Genomic DNA, 19,815 nt, shown 5'->3' with positions numbered 1-19,815 from the left:
ACGTTTTTATCGTCCTACTTTTCGTATGCACTTGACCAATAAAGAGATTCTAGACAAGCTTTTGAACTATTCAGAAGACTTGAAACACCACTATCATCTCTACCAGCTCCTGCTTTTTCACTTTCAGGACAAGAAGCCTGACAAATTTTTCGGACTGATTGAGGACAATATAAAGCAGGTTCATCCTCTTTTTCAGACTGTCTTTAAAACCTTTCTAAAGGACAAAGAGAAAATTGTCAATGCCCTTCAACTACACTATTCAAATGCCAAATTAGAAGCGACCAATAATCTCATCAAACTTATCAAGCGCAATGCCTTTGGATTTCGAGACTTTAAAAACTTCAAAAAAAGGATTTTTATCGCTCTAAACATCAAAAAAGAAAGGACGAAATTTGTCCTTTCTCGAGCTTAGCTTTTCTTCAACCCACTACAGTTGACAAAGAGCCAAAAAAGAAAACTTCAGACCAATCACAAAAGGTGAATATCTGAAGTTTTCTTTTATTTGTAAGTTATCACCATAAAGGTTAATAGTAGAACAAATAAGGCCAAACTCACCAATAAAGTAAGAACCTTGACCAAGGTGTTACTCTGCCAGTAGCTTGGTTTACCAATATTACTAGTCGCGTCCATAGAGAATAATTGATTTTGACGGGGTTGTATGGTCACCAATACAATCAAAGCAAGAGATAGGACAATAGCTAAAACAATCAGTATTTCAATCATAGGTCTACCTCAAAATCCCCAGCAAAGTAAAGAGTAAACCAATCAGAATCATCAAGCCCAGTAAGAGTGAAAAAGTTTTACTAATCTTTTCCCCTCGGGTTTCTTTTTCCTTCTTAATCGGTCTTTGCTTCAACTCTTCCATGCGACCTTCAACGTCTTTGTAAAATAAATCTTCATCTGACATGTTAACCTCCTAAAACAGTTTGCATGGTTTCCTGATATCGTACCAAATCAACATAGTTGGCATGTTGGCCTTGTTTGCCAAGTGCCTGACGCATTTGATCAACATCTGAAAGAGCCAGTTTAATGGTCTCAACCAAAGCAGAAACTTCACTACTTTCAAATAGATGATCAGGAGCGATATAGAGTCTATTGTGTACCGTTTGGTTAAATCCAAGAATCAAGAGATTGTGCTCAAAGGCCTGACGCACCGCCTGCAACAACTCATTGCTGTGATTGATATCTAAATAAATATCCGACAGTTGATACAGCTCCTGAATCTTCTGTGGACTAGCATTCTGGTAAAGGACCACATTAGGATAGCGAAGCATGTCTAATAACTTAGAAGACATCTCTGTTACCGCCGCGATGCGGAAAGTGACATCAGGCAAGGCTTCTACGATTGCTTCCACTTGCTCAATCTGATCGGAATTGGTCAAGATTAAGACATCTCGCCTTAGGAAATTATCACGTTTGAACTGGTAATGGTAACCCAAATGCACAAACTGATCATGGTATTTCTCGTCAGTCAATTCTAAAGCGCGCTCATAAGTTGCCTTATTGGGAATGATGATTTTCTTAGTACGCACATCAGCGCTTTCCAAAATCAACTGCATATTGCCTGGAATGTCATCATAGAGAGGTTCCTGCCAAACCAAAACATCTGAGCCAGATTTATCTGGATGATGGAAGGAAACCAAGAAAGGAGTCGCTAGAGTATTAAAGATAAGCTGACTTGTATCTATTTCCAAATCTTGCAAAAAGAAGGTGATAAATTCAACCTTATTTGCAAAGTAACGCATGGACTGACCAGGCAAAGTCAATAAGATATCACCCGTCACATGGTTTTCAAGTAAAACTTGTTGACCATTGACATCTTGGTAAACCGTCATAATCGGCTCACCATCTGCACTATAGGTCGTTGTAGCAAAGCAAGCTCCAAAGCGATTATAGTGGTCAACCTGACGTACTCGACCTTCTAGATCTTTCCAATCTACCTGTTTAACCAAGCGAGCCTGCAAACCATCTGCATAATGAATGATAGCCCTCTCCTGTGTCATATCTTCAATATGAGCAGACTGATTATTTCCTGAAATTTCCCAAAAAGCTGGAACAGGAACTTGATTAAAATAAAGAGGTTTTCCATCCTCGTAACCTAGATAATAGGTAAAAGGAGAGACCAGACCATCAGGCAGAAAACCGTCTGCATCGATGACCACTCCAAGTTGAGAAAGACCAGTAGCGACTAGACTTTCATGTAAATCTCGACTTTCCTGACTATAACGATCATAAAGTTCAATCATGGAGCACCTCCTCTACTGTTTTCTTCCACTTTTCTAAAATTTCTTCGGTTAAGAAGCCTTCTGCAATATGATAAGAATGGGCACGCATATCCGCCAAACGATTTTCTTGATACAGTTGGCAAATCTTAGCTGCGTAAGCTTGCTTGATTTGGTCTTCTACATGGTCTGATGAACTTGGAATCAAATAACCATTTTTCCCATCTTCTATAAAGGTCTGATTGCCATAAGGCACATCAAAACCGATGAGAGGGAGACCAGAACCAATAGCTTCCATCAAGGTCAAACCGAATCCTTCACTGGTAGAAGCCGTCAAATAGACCTCATACTGGCTATAAATCTGTGAAAGTTCCGCATGCCCCTTAAGCTTGATATAATCCTCAGCCTGATGACTTGCAATAATGTCTCTAAGCAGAGAATCTTCTCCACCACTACCATAAATATCAAAGGTTAATTCAGGTATTTCCTTACGAGCCTCAATCACAGCCTTGACCAACCAGTCAATGTGTTTTTCTTTAGCAAGACGTGAAGCCGTAATCAATGAAAAGGACTTACGTCCCTGACTCGACTCAGTTAATTCATCAATACTTCCTACAGGAATGGTAACAATCTTTGGACGATGCTGGGTGTATTTGGCAAATTGCTCTTGCAACACTTCATTTTGTCTATCAGTGGATACGATAAAGAAATCAACCTTATCTGCATTGGTAAACTGGTAATCATAGTAGTTATTCCAAAGGATATAGTCCTCGTTTGTAGCATTTTCACTATAATGCTCCGCGTGGACAACTACCGCCAGATGAGCCGCTTGTGCTTCCTCAAAAACAACCTGTCCAATGCCTGTCTCTCTATCAAGAATGACCAAATCAGACTTGTTCAAATTCAAGGATTTCATAAAGGCACGCATAAAGGCTTGCTTCCCATAGAAAATCTTGTCCTCGAAACGATAAACTTCTTCCTTCCCTTGATTCATCAAGATATCATAGGCTGGAGTTCCGTCTTCATTATAGAAAGTTCTTTGGTATAGGACTGCAACATTGTCCTTGGGAGCAAAGTATTCGCTACAATAACGCGTATAAGAAAAGTAGTCCTTACGAATCAGTTTTCCTTTAAAAACATACTCAGCATGTTGAACCAAGTCCTTGTTTTCATCCACCAAATAACAAGTGACAAACTTATCTTGGTCAGAAAAGAAGACACGCAAAATCTTGCCATTCTTTTCTCGATGACTTTCAACACCGTCAAAAGTAGCTAAGAGATCAGCAACTGTCACACTAGTGGGTGCAATCTTGATATCTGTGAAATGATTATAAAGCCAGATAACTTGATCGTCATCAAAACCAATATTGGCTGTCAGATGCTGAATATTATCAGCTAAAATCATATCTGTAAAGATAAATTTAGATGGTAAATTCAAACTTCGAAAAATACCGGCACGATAGGCTTGAGCGTATTCCACACCGCTACTAGCCCAACCAATTCCTAAATTTATATTGTAAATTGTCATATTTTCTCCTCTTATGGAAAATGAGTCACGATTTCACCTTTTGGAGAAATGTCTACTCTGCTCAATAGAAGGTTTCGAACCATATCCTTTTTGACTTGCCTTTTCATCTCTTCAAATCCATGATAAGCTTCTTGATAATATTCGACAATAGGATTCTTTTGAGCAGCTGATTGCCCGCCAATCGCAAAAGTTAATTGTTGAAGATAGTCTACTTGTTCAACCCAATTATCATCAATAGCCTTTAGCAAGGCCAAACGCTGAAAATCTGAAAAGAAGTCATGAATTTCCAGAAGTGTTCGTTTCTCTTGTAAAGTTTTTTGGACTGTTGTCTCCAAAACTCGTTTAATGGCATCCTTATCCGTCATATCCAACTCTTGAGGAACTGCATGATAAAGAAAACTGATATTTTTTACGATAAAGTGATACAATTCCTCTTTGCTTTCAAATTGTTCGTTTGACAAACTCTTTTTTATGAACTCATCTAGTACATCTACAACAAAACCATCTAGATCCTCAGTCCCATCAATCAAGCGATTTCTTTGACTATAGACCATCTCTCTTTGGATATTCATACTCTCAGCATATTCTAAGGTTTGACTTCTCGCTGATCTAGCGGCGCTATCGCTTGCTTTTTGCGCTTTTTCCACTAATTTTCGATAGCGTCTTCCTTCTAGGAGCTCAGGACTTATATGTTTGTTCACTGTATAGTCCTTATACATCTTATGGACCCAAGAAGGACCAAACTTTTTAATCACATCATCTTCCAGTGATACAAAAAATTTCGATAAGCCCGGATCTCCCTGTCGTCCCGAACGCCCTCGAATCTGTAAGTCAACTCGCTTACTTTCCATGCGCTCCGTACCAATAACCACTAAGCCTCCAAGCTCCGCAACTCCAGGTCCAAGTTTAATATCTGTACCTCGACCAGCCATTGAAGTCGCAACTGTCACAGCTCCCATGCGACCAGACTCTGCAATCATCTGCGCTTCACGAGCTACATTATGAGCATTCAAAACATTATGAGCAATTCCTTCTCGCAGTAAGAGAGAAGAATAAAGTTCCGACATCTCAACCGAACCCACAAAAATCAATAAAGGGTTCCCTTTTTTATGGTAATACTTAATCTCATCAAGCGAGGCATAAACTTTTTCAGGTAACGTAACATAGAGATTATCCGGATAATCAATTCGCTGGTTCTTTCGGTTAGTTGGAATTTTCACAACTGACATACCATAGGTTTCTAAAAATTCCTTCTCTGCAACTTTTCCAGTACCAGTCATACCAGAAATCTTTTTAAATTTCTTAAATAAACTTTGATATGTTATAGAAGCCATTGCCCTAGTTTCTTCAGATAGAGGAACCTGCTCCTTTGCCTCAATAGCTTGATGCAAACCTCCTTGAAGCTTGGTCATTTCTAATAAACGACCTGTACTTTGATCCACTAGAACCAGTTCGTCATCTTTCTCACCCTTCCGAATAATATAGTCTTTATCCCTTTTAAATAGGGTATGAGCTCGTAAAGCAAAGGTCAAATGTCTGGCTAGTACACTATGTTCTTCAGAATATAGGTTATCAATTCCAAGAAAGCTCTCCGCAGTTCTAGCACCAATAGTAGTAAGCCATACTTCTTTTTTCTCTTCTTTAAAAATATAGTCTTTTCCCTCTATTAAAGTTGTCATCAAGGTGTCAATAATTCCATAAAAATTGGATTGTACCCTAGGTGAACCTGAAATAACTAAGGGAGTTTGAGCGCTATCTAACAAAACTGAATCTACCTCATCTACAATAACAAAGTTAAATTCTGCCATGTACTTTTTGTCTTCACTTGATGCTAAATTATCAATCAAATAGTCAAAACCAAGACCACTGTTAGTAGTATAGATAATATCCGCACTATAAATTTCTCTCTTATCTTCGGACGTTAACTCTTCCTCATCGTCTTCAGAAAATGGGATACGAATTGTCAAACCTAAGAACTCATAGACTCGACCCATCTCCTCTGCATCACGCTTAGCAAGATAGTCGTTAGTAGTCACCAGCATTACACCTTGACCTGATAAAGCATTGAGATAGATTGGCATCGTAGCAGTCAGGGTTTTCCCCTCACCTGTATTCATCTCCGCAACGTTCCCTTGATGGATAACAATCCCACCCATGACCTGTACATCATAGGGAAACATTCCTAGTATCCGTTTATCAGCTTCACGTACAACTGCAAAAGCTTCCACTAAAAGATCATCTAAGGTTTCTCCAGTAGCCAACCTCTCTTTAAATTCTTGAGTTTTACCTGCCAATTCAGCATCTGTTAGCGAGGCCATCTCTTCTTTTTTTAGATTAATTTGATGCAAGATTTTTTTCACCTTGCTCAACTGTCTATTATTCCACATCTTGTTTAGAATAGTCCTCTTCTATTGAAAATGAATGAAAGTCAACTGATTGTAATCCTGCGCTCAACAGTTGGACTTTATAATGATAGGCTTCTTCTGGATAGATAAAGGTGAAATCAAAATTCTTTTCAATCACTTGACCAATCTGCTTATCATAACGATCCATAAAAATGAGTCTAAAATACAAACCTTTTTGGGGCTGAACAGTCATTTGACTAACCAAACGATAACGATGCCCCTTTTTTAAAAGAGGCAAGGTTGGAGTTAAACGATTTCCTTGAAAATTAAAACTTGAGGTCCACTCATGAATCATAGTACCAGAATTCACCATACCATTTTCAAAATAAACATGATTTCGCGAATGATAAATAACAACTGAACCATATAAAAAACTATTCTCTTTCAAATCTCCTAAACTGGCCCCTTTAAATTCTCCCCAATAAATCTCTCTAGTCCTTTTGATAACCATCAAAACTTTCTCCCAAAATTTTTCTCTAATATCATTTTATAAAAATTCATGAACCAAGTTATAGTTGTGTCATTATCATCGTTATGTCGACCTGAAGTCCCTTTTGACATGATACGAGCACCAGAATGATAGAGTGTCTCTACTAAATCATCATAAGCACGCGGGTCATAGTCTTCCTCTTTCATATAAGAGAGTCCAAAAATTGTTTGACTAAAATCCGCCTGTTTAAAAGGAACCCAAAAACGGTCATCTAAGAATCTCATGGCAGCTAAACTAGCATCTCCTTTAGAATGGTGACGTAAAATGTCAAAGGCGGTAGGGAAAAGCCCAGGCGCCTCAAGTCTGCCTCTTTCTGCTATCAATCCAAGATTGGTCAAGGGTTTTGAAACAATAACAGCCCTAGGTTCAAAGAAAGAACTGTAATACATAGCACCATAGGTCCCCATAGATATACCCGAGAAAATTAATTCCTTATTTGAGAATCCTAATAAATCAAGATATTCTTGAATCACATTTCGAACGCCATTTTCAAGGTAGTCATCACCCAAGTAAAAGGCTCCCCCATCTATTCTCGGATCTTGAAAAAGAAGGAAGGGTGCACCAAGAAATCTCATCATCCCAAACCCCTCAAATCCTTCCGCTCGTCGATAACCAGAAAAGTAGATATTCAAAGGCGGTTTAAAGTCTCCTGGATAGAAAAAGTAATTAAGTTCCTCACGCTTTTTATTATGTATAATGCCTCCACCTAGAACATACTTGCCAAATTGGTAGCGTGTTAAACGCTGGTGAAGAGCTCCGATTCTCAGACGTCCTGCTCCTCGCGCTTCTAGAGAAATACTGATAAATGAGGAAAAATCATCGTCCAATACAAGGGCGGTCTCCATATCCTCAACTGTAAAAACTCGTTCTTTAACAAAACTAGCAGTGGACCCATCTTGGATATTCCGAACAACAAGGCGAATATCACAAGTCCAATCTTTCTCATATTCTAGCCAGAGTTCTACTGGGTTAAACTCGCTTGCTCGAATATTGTATTTCCAGCTAATTAAGGGACGGAAGTCTTCACCATACTTTCCTAAGAGTTCTAGATGTTCATAACCATTATAACGAACCTCCCCCGCAAAAGCAGGATTAACAAGCATATCAATCGGGGCCAACTTGTCTCCATACTGCCCTCTAAACAAGGCCTTAGATAGTAGACGTAAAAGTTCTGCTGGTTTTGAAAAATCTGTTGCTTGAGCACAGGTTCTTTTCAAGAAATTTTGAACATCTTTTGATTGTGGCTCAGCTGTATCTGGGTAGAAAATAGTATAAGGAGTGACCTTTTTCATCAAAGGAATCAAATCCGATAAATGTTCAGGATTTTCAACCAAAATAGCTGAAAAAGTTTTTAATCCCTCCATTTTCATGACCTTCCTTATTGCAGTCGTTGATTTTGGCCAAAAGAAATGCCAGTCCATATTCTCAGGAATCTCATAATAATGACGCCAGTTTCTGCTACCTATCTGCAAAATCTGTAATTTATTGCTCACCCTTTGCCTCCTCTAACCATTTTTCCCACTTGTCTACAAATTGTTCACCTGTATTTTGTCGAATCTTATCGATTGAGTAAATTAAGGCTTGATTCCAATGTTCCAAGGTATCTAAAAAGTAGTGTCCAGCTTTACTAAATTCTGATAAATCCGACAGGATATACCCATTTTGCAAGTGAGTAACATATTCTGACTCTTGTAGGTTGATTTGAGGAATTCCTGCACTAATTCCTGCAATCTGAGTATAAATATTTGCGACTGGATTTAAATCAACAATTAAACGAGTGTACTCCAATTCTCGAATTAAGCCCATCTCATCATTTAGATTGATAATCTTAAAGCGATAATAATCTCTGGTATTTTCTTCTAATGTATTTTCTGCATCAGATACCACGGAATCCTTTAACAGTTCCTTCAGATTGAGACGCTCCATAATGAGCGAATCGATCTGCTTCTGTAAAGCTTCAATTTGATATCCTTCTGCATTAAATACTGAAAAAACAACCTCAGTCAAAGGATTTTTCGAGACGAAGTATAAGATTTCATACAAGATCTGTGGATCTTGTTGCATCTGTATATCCATTTGGACATAAATTTTTGATTCCTTTAATCGTTGACTAAGACCTAACTTCAAGCGCGTATCAAAAGATGGTAAATGATGCATTTTAGAAATAAATTGAGGATAAGTCTCTTGCAATCGTTCAAGAAAATCTTTCCTATCACTAATCAACAATCTAGACTGTTCTATTGCCTGACGATGAACTTGTAAATCATCTGCTTGATTTCTTTCAATAAAGAAACTTATAATTTTGGGAGCTTCTTCTGGCAATCTTTCTAACAATTGATTTTGAAATCTGGTATGAGCTGCCAAAACAAATGAATCTCCAACTTGATAGTCTTGATTTAAAAATGTTGTTAAGAATTCCCAAATAACTTCATCTATACTCTCATAAGTTAATTTTTCAAAACGGTAGCTTACTGCTGGGTTTACCTTTACAATTGGCTGTCCCCCTTGCAAATTCTCCCTCAATTGCCACTGTCCTTTTGCATTGTAATAATAACGGTTGACTGGTTTTTGATCCTCATACTCTATAAGGCTAGATAAAAAGCCACGATCATCAAAATAGCAAATAAAATCAATTTTATTATCTTTAAAATAAGTAATATAGCTGATAAAACCTTCTGAGCCATATTCAACTTCAGCATAAAGCGCCCCTTGCTGTTTAACTGCAATTACAAAGGGAGTATAGATAAAGTCACAATCTTTATCCCATGTTAAATCTTTCAGTTGCAAGGGGTGCATCTCCTCATTTGCAATATTTTGAATAGCATCAAAAACAGAGAAAACATCAGACTCCAATAAATCTTGTCTGTGTAACAAATAGCGCAGGTGGGGATGATAAGTCAACCATAGCATTTTAGATTCTAATTCTTGGCGTTTAAAAATCCGAATTTGGTGCAAGATATCATCAAATTCTAAGCGATAAGGAGTCCTATACCAGGGCACAATATTTGTCTGCCAAGATTGATTGTCACGCTCCAAAAAAGGAATGAAATAATACATATATTCTCCTCTCAATTATGAATTGATTTCTAAGAGTGGTCTATAGTTCTCATTCAACGTCAAGGCATGAATCTCTTCTTTGATATTAAACACCATTCCGTTAAAAATCAAGAATAACCCTGAAAGCATCGTTAGTTGCATATAGCGCGGATCATATATAACCATCAACATTGGCAAGCCAGCCATAATAACTGTATAAGTAGAACCAATGATTGCAAAACGCAAAATTAACCAATTGATATAGCGACTTGTCGCTTCTCCTGGATAGATGTTATAGATATACTCTCCAGATTTTTTCATCTTTTCAGCTATTTCCTCTCCACTCATATTGACAAAAGAAAAAGCAAGTCCCAATGCAAACAATATCAGAATATATGTACATAGCCATATTGGTCGTCCAATTGCAAATTGGCCCATCCAGTTCTGTATCCAAGAAACATTTGGAAAAATAATCTGGAGTAACATTAGAACATACTGCGGAATTGATACCAAGGACATGGCATACATAAAAGGCATCCCTCCCGCAGGATTTAACTGAATATCAAAATAAGAATAGCGTTTAAAACGATTGTGAATCATAATCTTATTCACTAAAATACGATAGCGTGCCCTCTGCATGATGACAGCAGTATATAGAAAAACTAGAGAAAACATAAGTAATAGTACAACAAATAAAAAACTAACCTGTAATTCTTTTATACTCTTGACTATGTTTTGTGGCATACTAGCTACCATACTGGACATCAAGATAACTATAGAACCCCCGACACCAAACTGAGAATTGAGATCCGATAACCAGACCAAGAAAAAAGTGCCCGCAATCAAGAGCAGAACATTCAAAATCAAGACCATTCCATAATGCTCCCCCGACTGAATAGGGAGATTTATGGTAATGGCTAATGCCTGGATTAAAGCTATGACAAATGTTAATATCATTTTTCTTCGTTCTTGAACTTCAAGTGGTAAGCTACCAAAACCAAGCTTCTTAGACATACTAAACATTTGCCATAAAATCATAGCCGACATCCATGGAGACAGTCCGACTGAAAATAGGGAGATGCTTTGAAGATTGCCACCTGTTATAGCAGTAGAAAAAGCTAAAAAAGCTACAGTTCCACCCAAAAAATTTGCATCATTAACGTTTATAAACGGAAGAGTCAATCTACTTCCTAGAACATAAATAAACAAGAAAGAAATCGTCCACATAACACGTTTCACGACGACTGATGTCAATTTTATCTTCAATTTTTTTCTCCTACCTTATTCGAGTGATGAAATATTCTGATGAATATAGCTAAATCTATAAATTGACTGTTTGCCACTACTGTCATTCCCTCATCCTAATGGATGAGGGGTATTCATAACTACCCTATTCTAGATATCTAAAACCTGCATCACTGCAGCAATCAATAATTTCTTTGTAAAGTATCCTTCTTTTAAGATATAACTAACTTTATATACATTTTCAACCATGTGTTGATAAGCTTCTGCTGTCGTGTACTCTACAAGACGATTTGCTTCTTCCAAACTGTTCACTACATAACCTAAGCCTTTTTCTTGTATGAAACTAGCATTTGAGAGATAGGATGGCACTACTACTGGAATCCCTGCAGCAAGATAAGTACTAACTTTATGAGAGATATTCAATCGATAGTAATCTTCCTCATCAGTTGGATTTTCACTGGTTCCCCATACTAAGCCAAAGCCTCCCTCTGACAAAGCAAGAAGCAACTCTGTATCTGTTTTCCAACCTTTAAATGAAACTCTTGGGTTAAGATTCTCTTGATTAGACTCGGAAAAAATATCGAGAGGAATTGAATAAGCCCAGTTAGATAAGTGTTCAAAGCGCTCCACACTACCCGCAAAATATAGTTTTTTCTGAAAATCTGGTCGTCTCAAAGGATAGTCATGAACATGATCCCACATTCCTTGGATAATAATTTTTTGAACTGTCAACCCTTCCTTAATCAGACGTTCCTTCATTTTTTCTGACGGAACAACTACTAAATCCGATTGGTTATACATTTCAATATACTCCGGCATCAAGTAATAATTGGATGGAAACATAAGTGGGGGTACGTCATGTATAAAGGTGATTATTTTAGCATTTAAAATCTTACATTTTCTGATAAAGGCCTGATCATACTCCCTGCCATTCCATGTGGGAGATTGATAGACGACGATATCTCCATAACCGAGCTTAGCTAAAACACCATCTAAACGGCTATTCAACTCACCTTGACTATCACTATAAATATCGTAAAAGTAAAAGCCAAGTTCGTGAAAGTCTAACTTTCTTGCAATTTTAACGGTTTCATTCTGGGCGATTAGGGCTGTACTTTGACCAGACATGCCATAAATATTTGTAATGTTAATTTTCATTTTCTTGTTTAAATCCTTACAACAACTTGTGCATTATAAACTTCATCATCAAGCAGTTGAATTTCTTGATCAAAATTATGCTCTGCGGTATGCTTATGTGAGAATTTCACTTTTGAAGTTGCTCCCATCTTAAACCACTCATATTCGGAATCAATGTGACCTAGATCAATTGCTTGTATGCCTTTTTTGCTTAAGTGATAAGCTAAAACCTTGGCTGTAGGCCCAAGCATCAAGAATACTAATTTACCAGCCACATGCTTTTCAATCGCTTCTTGAATGTCCTGAACTTTACTATAGGCATTTCTAGAAGGGCAGACAATACGCTCAACTGACTGAGCATTGTCAAAAAGATCATTTCCAACTCCTGAACGAGAGTTTTCACCTTCGACAATTAAGATATCTCGTTTATTCCAAAGTTTCTTTAATTTTTCAAAGTGAGCTACCGAAGCAGACTTATCTTTGAGGTCTATATAAGGACGAGATATAAAAGTCGAACCATAGAAAGGTGCTGTGCACAATCTATGATAGGCTTCTTTATAATTTTCTAAATGCTTTTTCCAAAAGTTGACAGCTTCGGGATTGTAGCGTTCCAAAACTTCAAAAACATCAGAAAGACAAACCAGCAATTCAGGAGAGCTTTCTAGTTGGATCATTCTTCTAAGCTGTTCCGCCAATGTCTCATCATAGTCTTGATAAGGAATCCCATGGCCCATCATAATATCCATTTCTCCATCCCCATAACGAATAACGGAAGAATGGTGTTCCAATATATAATCAAGACTCTGCTGGATATCCAGTACCTTTGGATAGGATTGCAGCTTTTTTACAGGCAACTCTCCATTTTGACAGTAGGCTTCAATAAATCGAACCATCTCTTCAGGACGCCCTTGGTCATAGAGGAACTGACCTTGCTCACCATGGGCTACACTTTCAAAAGCAAATACTGGTTTTCCTGCTTGTTGAAAACGTCCAATAATGCCATCAACTTCAACATCAGCATTTATATCTAGTAAGATATCACAGCCTTCAATCATACTATCAACCAAAGCTGGTTGTCCTGCTATATCAGATAAAACTGAAACATTTGGATACGCCAGCAAAGCTGTAATACTATCTGCCACCGTAACAGGAGCAGCTATATAAAACTTTATATTTGGCAAATTTTCAATTAAATATACTATATTTTTCAAATCACATGAGAATGTATAAATAAAAGCTGAATGTTGAACTCCTGTGTATTGACTCACCTGACTTTTGGTAAGACAAGGAGTTGGCTGACTCATATCCGACCAATCTTGGGCATTATAATACCACCAAACATCACGATAAATGGAGCGCTCGTAAAGTCCCCAAGGTTTTCTCTCCGTCAGGTAATGGATAATCGGTGGATAAGTTCCAAGCTCTGGTCGATAATCCGAGAAATGTGTGTGCAAGGTAATACAGTTATATTTAAAGTCTAAAGCTAACCAGCGGTCTTTAAATAAGATATTCAAAATACTTTGATCATCTTGGGCAACTTTGTCATGTAATTCATTGGTCATTTCAATCAGTTGTTTGCGAACCTCTTCTTGTTTCCAAAGGCGATTATTGATTAACAAAACACCTGCATTGAAGCCATGCTCATTAAAATATACTTGAGCCCCCAGATCCTTGACTGCCGCCAATGGATAGTCTCCCAAGTCGAAATCAAACAGAGGACTTAAGTCTCTTGTGACAACCAAATCACAGTCTAGATATAAGACCTTATCTTCCTCAACAAAATCCGAAATAAAATAACGTAAAAATGTTGCATAGTGAATATTGGTCTTATATTGACTTATATGAGAACTATTGACACGGGCATTAACAATTTCACAGTCTAGCTTCTTCAACTTACGATTGAGATTATAAAACCATTCTGTCGGAAAATCGCTGTTAATCAGATAAAAACGAAGTCCTTGATTATGACAGCAGATTGATTTGATTGTAGTTAGCACCTTATCTGCATATTGGTAATTAGCTCCTAAAACAATTGCCCTCATGGCCATTTTATCTTTCTTTAACTCTTCAATAGTTTCTATCATTGACTGTGGAGATTGAGAGGAAACTACTGTTTTTTCCAATTGGTTTTTATTGGTTATATCAAAAGTCAATACTGGTCTGCTTGCACTAATATAACGATTGACAATGAATTCCATAGGACTTCCCGTATGAATATCCAAATAGGCATCTGACTTCTCAATCATTTCATCAATCACCACCCCTACCATACTAGGATACAAGTACACATTTGGATATTTTTCTAAAGCTAGAAGAATATCACCCATGTCTGTATAGGCACCAATATGGAACCCAACATCAGGCAAAGCTTGGGCTAGTTCATCAATATAAAGAACATCCTGTGAATCTGTAAATGTAAATAGATTGACATTGTGAAGGTCATAAACTCTTTTGATAGTAAAACATCCTGCGTAATGGTCCGCAATTTGATCGAAACTAACGTCTCGAAAAGCCCACCATAAATCCCGATAGCGATAGCCCATCAGTGTGGACCATGGTTTTCTATAGGTCGTATAATGGATAATCAATGGTTCTTGATCCAATTCAAAATGTGAATCCCAATGACTATAGAATGCGATGACATCATGCCCAACTTGAAGATTAAAATGCTTATCCAACTCTAGCCAATGATTCTGGAAGACTAAATTAAAAATGGTTTGATCCCCATTGAAGTCCTCTGTAGTATTCTGATTAAGGTAAGACATGTACTCCACTGTCTTATCAAACAACAAGGAAGTAACATCTTTTTCTCTCCACTTTTGACAATCAATGACCAGCATCCCTGAATTAAATCCATTACCATCAACATCCCTTACTGCCGCTAAAGAGTAGTCTCCCAAATCCAAGTCAAAGAGCGGACTCAAATCTCCATGTACAATGATGTCACTATCTAAATAGACTACTCTATCTTCTGTAGTCAACCGTGGAATTAAGTATCGAGCGTAAGCAATGGGTGAGATGTGTGCTTGTGTTTTCCATTCAGGATTAATCACATCACCGATATAAATATCCTCTACTATACTTCCTAGCATTTCTACTTGAACCTTGAGTTCATGGAACCAATCGCTAGGGATATTCTGATGTAGAATATAAATCTTAACATTTTGATTATAATACAAAATAGACTTTATTGTTGTGAGTATTGGGGTAAGATAATGTTTATCCCCAGCAAGTACAATTGCCTTCATATAAATCCTTTTAATTACTTAATCGTGCGCAATATTTTTTAATAGCTTCTACCATCTTCTCCGGTTCCGATGATGAAAAAATATGACTTCTTCCACTTGAATCATGACTAGTGTTATCAAAAGTAAAAATTGGCTTATTTCGTTTATGAACTTCTTCGATAATATTGGCAATCTCCCCTTCATGATTGATATCTAGGTAAAAATCCATCTTATCCAAGGTTTCCTTCAGATTAAAACGATTAAAATTAGGGAAAAGTGACAAATTTAAATAAGATTGCAAATCAACGACGAAGGGAGCGAAATTTGTATGTGCCAAAACAGTAAAATGTACTTCTGGCAGTTCAGACAAGAGATACACCAATGATTCCATAGCTGCACTATTTGTAAAAATACAAGTATTGTACAAGGGAGCTCCTACTAGTTCATTAAAGGATCGTTTAGTAATATCTACATTCAACAATACATCGTTCCAATTCAATCCATAATAAAACCACCATAACTTACGAAAACGTGTTAAGGTCAAATGAGTCCAAGGTTTATATTCTGTAGTATAATGGATAACCTTTGGAACACGATGACCATAATAAGAAGAATTATACCATTCGCTATTTCCATTTAAATGTAAAAATTGATCTAAACCAACCATAAAATTATACTCTTTATCCAAATGCAACCACTGATCACCAAAATACATGTTAAGAATACCTTGATCTCCATAAACATGTTCATGGTGTTGGGCAGTCAACTCCAATAATCTTTTTGTCGAATTATTTTCCCGCCATTTTTTAATATCAATTAATAACATACCTGAGTTAAAAGTTGATACCAAACCATTCATATCATGATCTTGAACGGCTGCAATTGCATAACCCTGTAAATCTAGGGAGAATAAGTCATCCAGTTTATCATGGACAATCATGTCCGAATCCAGGTATAAAACCCTATCTTCTGACACTTCGTCTGCTATGAAATATCTAAAATATGCCGCATAGGATATAATATTATTAGGTAAATGAAAATCATGGAGATTATGCTCTGTCTTTTTAACATTGACAATCTCAGAACCAATAACCTTTAAACGATTTCTCATCAATAAAAACCACTCACTAGGTAGATCATCATTAAACACATAAAATTTCACATCGTGGTTATGAACCGAAACCGACTTTATCACGGTTTCTACCTTGTCAAGGTAATGGACATCAGCTCCAAGAGCAATCACTTTTTGAGGCATTCTTATCTCCTAGTTTTTGTATTTTTCTAATCAATTCATCTATTTCATTTACTGTAAAAACTGTGCTTTCCCCATTGAAAAAATGATTGGTGCAATCAAATGAATAAATTGTCTTTCCTCGTCTAACCATTTCCTGTAACACCTGATCCATAGCTGGCCCATAATTAATATCTAAGCAAATATCTGTTTTGTCTATGATATCCTGCTTCATTTTAGGATCAGCACATGGATAAATGTAACAATTTAAATAGCTTTGTAATTCAATAATATTTGGCGAAAAATATGTTGGTGCTACAATATGAAATTGGACATCTGGTAATTTTTCTAGTAGATAACTGATCCCCTCAAGATCTCCTGTATTCGTAAAAATACTAGCATGTTGCAATGGTGGTGAAATCAATTCTACAAATGTTTCTTTCAAAACATGAGTTCGTAATAAAATATCATTCCAATTTAAACCATAGTAAAACCACCAGATATCTCGAAAACGATTAAATCGAAAATGTTTCCACGGTTTATTCTCTGTAGTATAGTGAATAATACACGGAATACCTTCAAATAATTCGTACCAATCATAATCTCCCATATAATATCGATGGGCATCGGCACCAACCTGTAGGTTAAAAGTTACATCAAATCGCTTCCATCTATCTTTAAAAAACATATTTAAAATTTCTTGATCCCCATAAACATGTTCGTGGTGTTCTACGGTCAAATCAATGAGTTTTTTTGAAATATTCTCCTCACGCCACATATCCGTATCAATAACAAGAACTCCTGAATTAAATCCATCATAAGTATTGGGTAAATCAGGAACAGCTCCAAGTGGAGAACCATCTAAGGATTTTTCAAATAATAATGTTAAACAGGATGTTACCACAATATCACTATCAAGATAGAGAACTCTCTTTTCATTAACAAAATTAGGAATAAAATATCTAAGATAGGCTGCAGAACTGAGATGTGGTGTAGGAAGATTAAAATGATTGATTGTATCATCTGTAATTTTTATATTTACAATCTCCGAATTTAAAACAGATAGTCTTTTATTCATCAATTGAAACCACTCTGTAGGAAAATCACTGTTGAAGATATAAAATTTTATATCCCTATTATGACTACAGACTGACTTTATCGTCGTTTCCACCTTATCCATATAATTGCCATCAGCCCCAAGTACTATGGCTTTTTTTTGTTTAGCAACATTATACTGCATTATCTATTCTCCATTCCTATCTACCTTTAACTGATGACGAATTGTTGCAACCATTTTATCTTCATCTTTCAAACTGAATACATGTATCTCTTCATTTTTCCTATGAACTACATTTTCAAAGGCAAATATTGGTTTTCCTCTTTCTAAAGCACGTCCGATAATATCATCAACCTCATTCCAATGGTTAATATCTAGGTAGAAATCAGCCATTTCTAAAATGCGATCTGAAACTTCTCGTGATTGACAATACTCATACAGTTGAAAATTCTTAAATCGTTCAAAACTCCTTAAATAGTCTGATACATTCGTTGGTGCTGCAACATGAAAATCAACTTCAGGTAAACTAATCAGTAAATACTCCAAGCCTTCCAACTGATCTGAGTAAGTATAAACAAAAGCATGAAATTTTGCAATATTTTTAGATGTAATCTTTAATTGTTCACTATGAGTCACAATAGAATTACTTGGAATATCTTGATAAATCAGACAGTTCGCCCCGATAACAACATTATCACCTATAGTAACTCCTCTAAGAATAACTGTATTGGCTCCTATCCAACAATCTCGTCCAATGTGAATCGGTGCACTACTCATTGCAGTTTTAAACACATGATAGTTGTTAAACTTATGATTTGAATCAAAAATTCGGACTCCATCCCCAAACATAGTATCACGTCCAATGGTGATTTTTTCCGTACACCGAATTGAACAATGATCATTAAAAAAGACTCCCTCTTCAATTGATAAAATTGCCCCCATGAAAACTTCTAAACTTGTAAAAGATCGCATGGTTACCCCCTGAGCAATCTGAAGGCAAGCTCCCTCGGATATTTCAATATGGTGATAATTCCCCTGAAAGTTAATCGGAACATCCAAATTTATTTTCCCCCTTTTTACTCACAAATGGTACAATATAGCTTCAATTTTTCTACGACAATCCTAGGTAACTTCAATAGCTACTTCCTTATCCCTTATACAAATCTAATCTAAACAAAATTTCTCTATACTCATCAGTATCTGTAAGATTATAAGTTTCACATAAGTATTTATATTCATTTAGAATATTCACAAAACGAGTCCTCATAACACTAGTATCAATACCAGCAAGAATAAGATCCGCAAGTTTTAAACTAAATACTTGCAAAATATCCTGTACCCAAGATATATCAAATTGCGAAGTCATAATACTGCCTTGTCTAACACGATAGATATAAAGATTATCATTTACAAAAATTGTTTTCTGACTTTTTATAAACAATCTATGAATCGTTGCTTCATCATCAAAACGCCGACCATTAGTGAATGGAACTTGCAATAGCAAGTCTTTTTTGAACAGTTTAAACATGGGCATAATAAAAGCTGAAGCATTTAAATGCCAATATCCTGCTTGGCGATTAATTAATTCTTGAGCTGATAATTCCTCAATGCAAAAATCTCTTTCAAGAACATAGAATTTACACTGGCAATCATTCTCATCATAAATAAAATAATTGCCAATTACAATATCCGCTCCAGTCTCTTCCACTTGTTTGTGCAAAGTTTCGACCATTCTATTTTCAGCAATATCATCTGAATCTACAAAAAGGACATACTCCCCGAGTGCTTGAGCGACACCGAAGTTTTTAGCTAAGGCTGCACCTTTATTTTCAGTATGAAACACACGAATCCGGCTATCCAATTCAGAAAATCGATCACATATTTCCCCCGAAGTATCTGTAGAACCATCATTTACCAGAACTACATCTAGATTCTTATAAGTCTGATTCAAAACACTTCGAATGCATTCTTCCAGATAATTTTCTACATTATACACAGGTATAACTACACTAATTAAATCTTCCAATTATACTCCCTTATCCTGAGTCCCTAACTTATTTATGATTAACTACTCTAAAAATGAGACTTTTTAGAAATTTCCTTTATACATTATACCATTTTTACACTATTTCATAAAGAATTACATAGATAACCACTAACTTTTAAAACGAATAAAAATTTCCAAATACTGATTCTATTATGACTTTTTCTTAACTTTTTAAGATAAGTAAGGATAC

At 36.4% G+C, this 19,815-nt stretch carries 16 protein-coding genes; 1 reads left to right on the top strand and 15 read right to left on the bottom strand.

Going from position 1 to position 19,815, the window contains the following annotated elements; translation table 11 throughout:
* Positions 1-412 (top strand): transposase (locus tag GEZ85_RS06930; protein WP_194251535.1); only part of this gene is annotated, 412 nt, incomplete at its 5' end.
* Positions 413-498: 86 nt separating this feature from the next.
* Here GEZ85_RS06930 and asp5 read toward each other — a convergent pair.
* The 15 genes from asp5 to GEZ85_RS06855 all read right to left on the bottom strand — a co-directional run bounded on the left by asp5 (position 499) and on the right by GEZ85_RS06855 (position 19,604).
* Positions 499-723, bottom strand: a complete 225-nt coding sequence (asp5, locus tag GEZ85_RS06925; RefSeq protein WP_000569974.1) for an accessory Sec system protein Asp5 — start codon at positions 721-723, stop codon at positions 499-501.
* A 4-nt stretch (positions 724-727) separates the two neighbouring features.
* The gene (asp4, locus tag GEZ85_RS06920) at positions 728-907 is read right to left on the bottom strand and encodes an accessory Sec system protein Asp4 (protein WP_153209881.1); all 180 of its coding nucleotides are present in this window, start codon (positions 905-907) and stop codon (positions 728-730) included.
* Between the two features lies 1 nt (position 908).
* Positions 909-2,246: an accessory Sec system glycosylation chaperone GtfB gene (gene gtfB / locus GEZ85_RS06915; protein ID WP_153209880.1), complete on the bottom strand. Its 1,338-nt coding sequence runs from the start codon at positions 2,244-2,246 to the stop codon at positions 909-911.
* On the bottom strand, positions 2,239-3,750 hold the full coding sequence (gtfA, locus tag GEZ85_RS06910) for an accessory Sec system glycosyltransferase GtfA (RefSeq protein WP_153209879.1): 1,512 nt from the start codon (positions 3,748-3,750) through the stop codon (positions 2,239-2,241). Before gtfA ends, gtfB begins: the two co-directional genes overlap by 8 nt.
* 11 nt (positions 3,751-3,761) lie before the next feature.
* Complete coding sequence (secA2, locus tag GEZ85_RS06905) at positions 3,762-6,137, bottom strand: accessory Sec system translocase SecA2 (RefSeq protein ID WP_153209878.1); 2,376 nt, start codon at positions 6,135-6,137, stop codon at positions 3,762-3,764.
* The gene (asp3, locus tag GEZ85_RS06900; RefSeq protein WP_153209877.1) at positions 6,127-6,606 is read right to left on the bottom strand and encodes an accessory Sec system protein Asp3; all 480 of its coding nucleotides are present in this window, start codon (positions 6,604-6,606) and stop codon (positions 6,127-6,129) included. The genes secA2 and asp3 overlap by 11 nt, the downstream gene beginning before the upstream one ends.
* Positions 6,606-8,138: an accessory Sec system protein Asp2 gene (gene asp2 / locus GEZ85_RS06895; RefSeq protein ID WP_261014907.1), complete on the bottom strand. Its 1,533-nt coding sequence runs from the start codon at positions 8,136-8,138 to the stop codon at positions 6,606-6,608. The genes asp3 and asp2 overlap by 1 nt, the downstream gene beginning before the upstream one ends.
* Positions 8,128-9,702 carry an accessory Sec system protein Asp1 gene (gene asp1, locus GEZ85_RS06890; RefSeq protein WP_153209876.1) on the bottom strand — a complete coding sequence of 525 codons (1,575 nt, stop codon included), beginning with the start codon at positions 9,700-9,702 and terminating at the stop codon, positions 8,128-8,130. The genes asp2 and asp1 overlap by 11 nt, the downstream gene beginning before the upstream one ends.
* A 15-nt stretch (positions 9,703-9,717) precedes the next feature.
* Positions 9,718-10,947 carry an accessory Sec system protein translocase subunit SecY2 gene (secY2, locus tag GEZ85_RS06885; protein WP_153209875.1) on the bottom strand — a complete coding sequence of 410 codons (1,230 nt, stop codon included), beginning with the start codon at positions 10,945-10,947 and terminating at the stop codon, positions 9,718-9,720.
* A gap of 129 nt (positions 10,948-11,076) precedes the next feature.
* A complete protein-coding gene (locus GEZ85_RS06880) occupies positions 11,077-12,084 on the bottom strand; it encodes a sugar transferase (protein WP_153209874.1) in 1,008 nt (335 codons plus the stop codon).
* Between the two features lie 8 nt (positions 12,085-12,092).
* Positions 12,093-15,311, bottom strand: a complete 3,219-nt coding sequence (locus GEZ85_RS06875) for an SP_1767 family glycosyltransferase (protein ID WP_153209873.1) — start codon at positions 15,309-15,311, stop codon at positions 12,093-12,095.
* 10 nt (positions 15,312-15,321) lie between these two features.
* Positions 15,322-16,545 (bottom strand): glycosyltransferase family 8 protein, encoded by a 1,224-nt coding sequence (locus GEZ85_RS06870; RefSeq protein ID WP_153209872.1) that lies wholly within the window; start codon positions 16,543-16,545, stop codon positions 15,322-15,324.
* On the bottom strand, positions 16,514-17,761 hold the full coding sequence (locus GEZ85_RS06865; RefSeq protein ID WP_153209871.1) for a glycosyltransferase family 8 protein: 1,248 nt from the start codon (positions 17,759-17,761) through the stop codon (positions 16,514-16,516). The genes GEZ85_RS06870 and GEZ85_RS06865 overlap by 32 nt, the downstream gene beginning before the upstream one ends.
* Before the next feature lie 3 nt (positions 17,762-17,764).
* Positions 17,765-18,643 (bottom strand): acyltransferase, encoded by an 879-nt coding sequence (locus GEZ85_RS06860; protein ID WP_409349487.1) that lies wholly within the window; start codon positions 18,641-18,643, stop codon positions 17,765-17,767.
* 82 nt (positions 18,644-18,725) lie between these two features.
* The gene (locus GEZ85_RS06855) at positions 18,726-19,604 is read right to left on the bottom strand and encodes a glycosyltransferase family 2 protein (protein ID WP_153209870.1); all 879 of its coding nucleotides are present in this window, start codon (positions 19,602-19,604) and stop codon (positions 18,726-18,728) included.
* Positions 19,605-19,815 lie beyond the last annotated feature (211 nt).

Origin of the sequence: Streptococcus mitis, assembly GCF_009496205.1 — a bacterium.
Taxonomy (GTDB): Bacteria; Bacillota; Bacilli; order Lactobacillales; family Streptococcaceae; genus Streptococcus; species Streptococcus mitis_BN.
Note: the sequence above shows the minus strand (reverse complement) of the source record. Positions and strands in the feature narration are given on the sequence as shown.

Coding starts and splice junctions, on each gene's coding strand:
- GEZ85_RS06880 (WP_153209874.1), bottom strand. CDS start 12,084: ATGAAAATTAACATTACAAATATTTATGGCATGTCTGGTCAAAGTACA.
- GEZ85_RS06865 (WP_153209871.1), bottom strand. CDS start 17,761: ATGCAGTATAATGTTGCTAAACAAAAAAAAGCCATAGTACTTGGGGCT.
- GEZ85_RS06875 (WP_153209873.1), bottom strand. CDS start 15,311: ATGAAGGCAATTGTACTTGCTGGGGATAAACATTATCTTACCCCAATA.
- asp4 (WP_153209881.1), bottom strand. CDS start 907: ATGTCAGATGAAGATTTATTTTACAAAGACGTTGAAGGTCGCATGGAA.
- gtfB (WP_153209880.1), bottom strand. CDS start 2,246: ATGATTGAACTTTATGATCGTTATAGTCAGGAAAGTCGAGATTTACAT.
- secA2 (WP_153209878.1), bottom strand. CDS start 6,137: ATGTGGAATAATAGACAGTTGAGCAAGGTGAAAAAAATCTTGCATCAA.
- GEZ85_RS06870 (WP_153209872.1), bottom strand. CDS start 16,545: ATGCCTCAAAAAGTGATTGCTCTTGGAGCTGATGTCCATTACCTTGAC.
- gtfA (WP_153209879.1), bottom strand. CDS start 3,750: ATGACAATTTACAATATAAATTTAGGAATTGGTTGGGCTAGTAGCGGT.
- asp1 (WP_153209876.1), bottom strand. CDS start 9,702: ATGTATTATTTCATTCCTTTTTTGGAGCGTGACAATCAATCTTGGCAG.
- asp3 (WP_153209877.1), bottom strand. CDS start 6,606: ATGGTTATCAAAAGGACTAGAGAGATTTATTGGGGAGAATTTAAAGGG.
- asp5 (WP_000569974.1), bottom strand. CDS start 723: ATGATTGAAATACTGATTGTTTTAGCTATTGTCCTATCTCTTGCTTTG.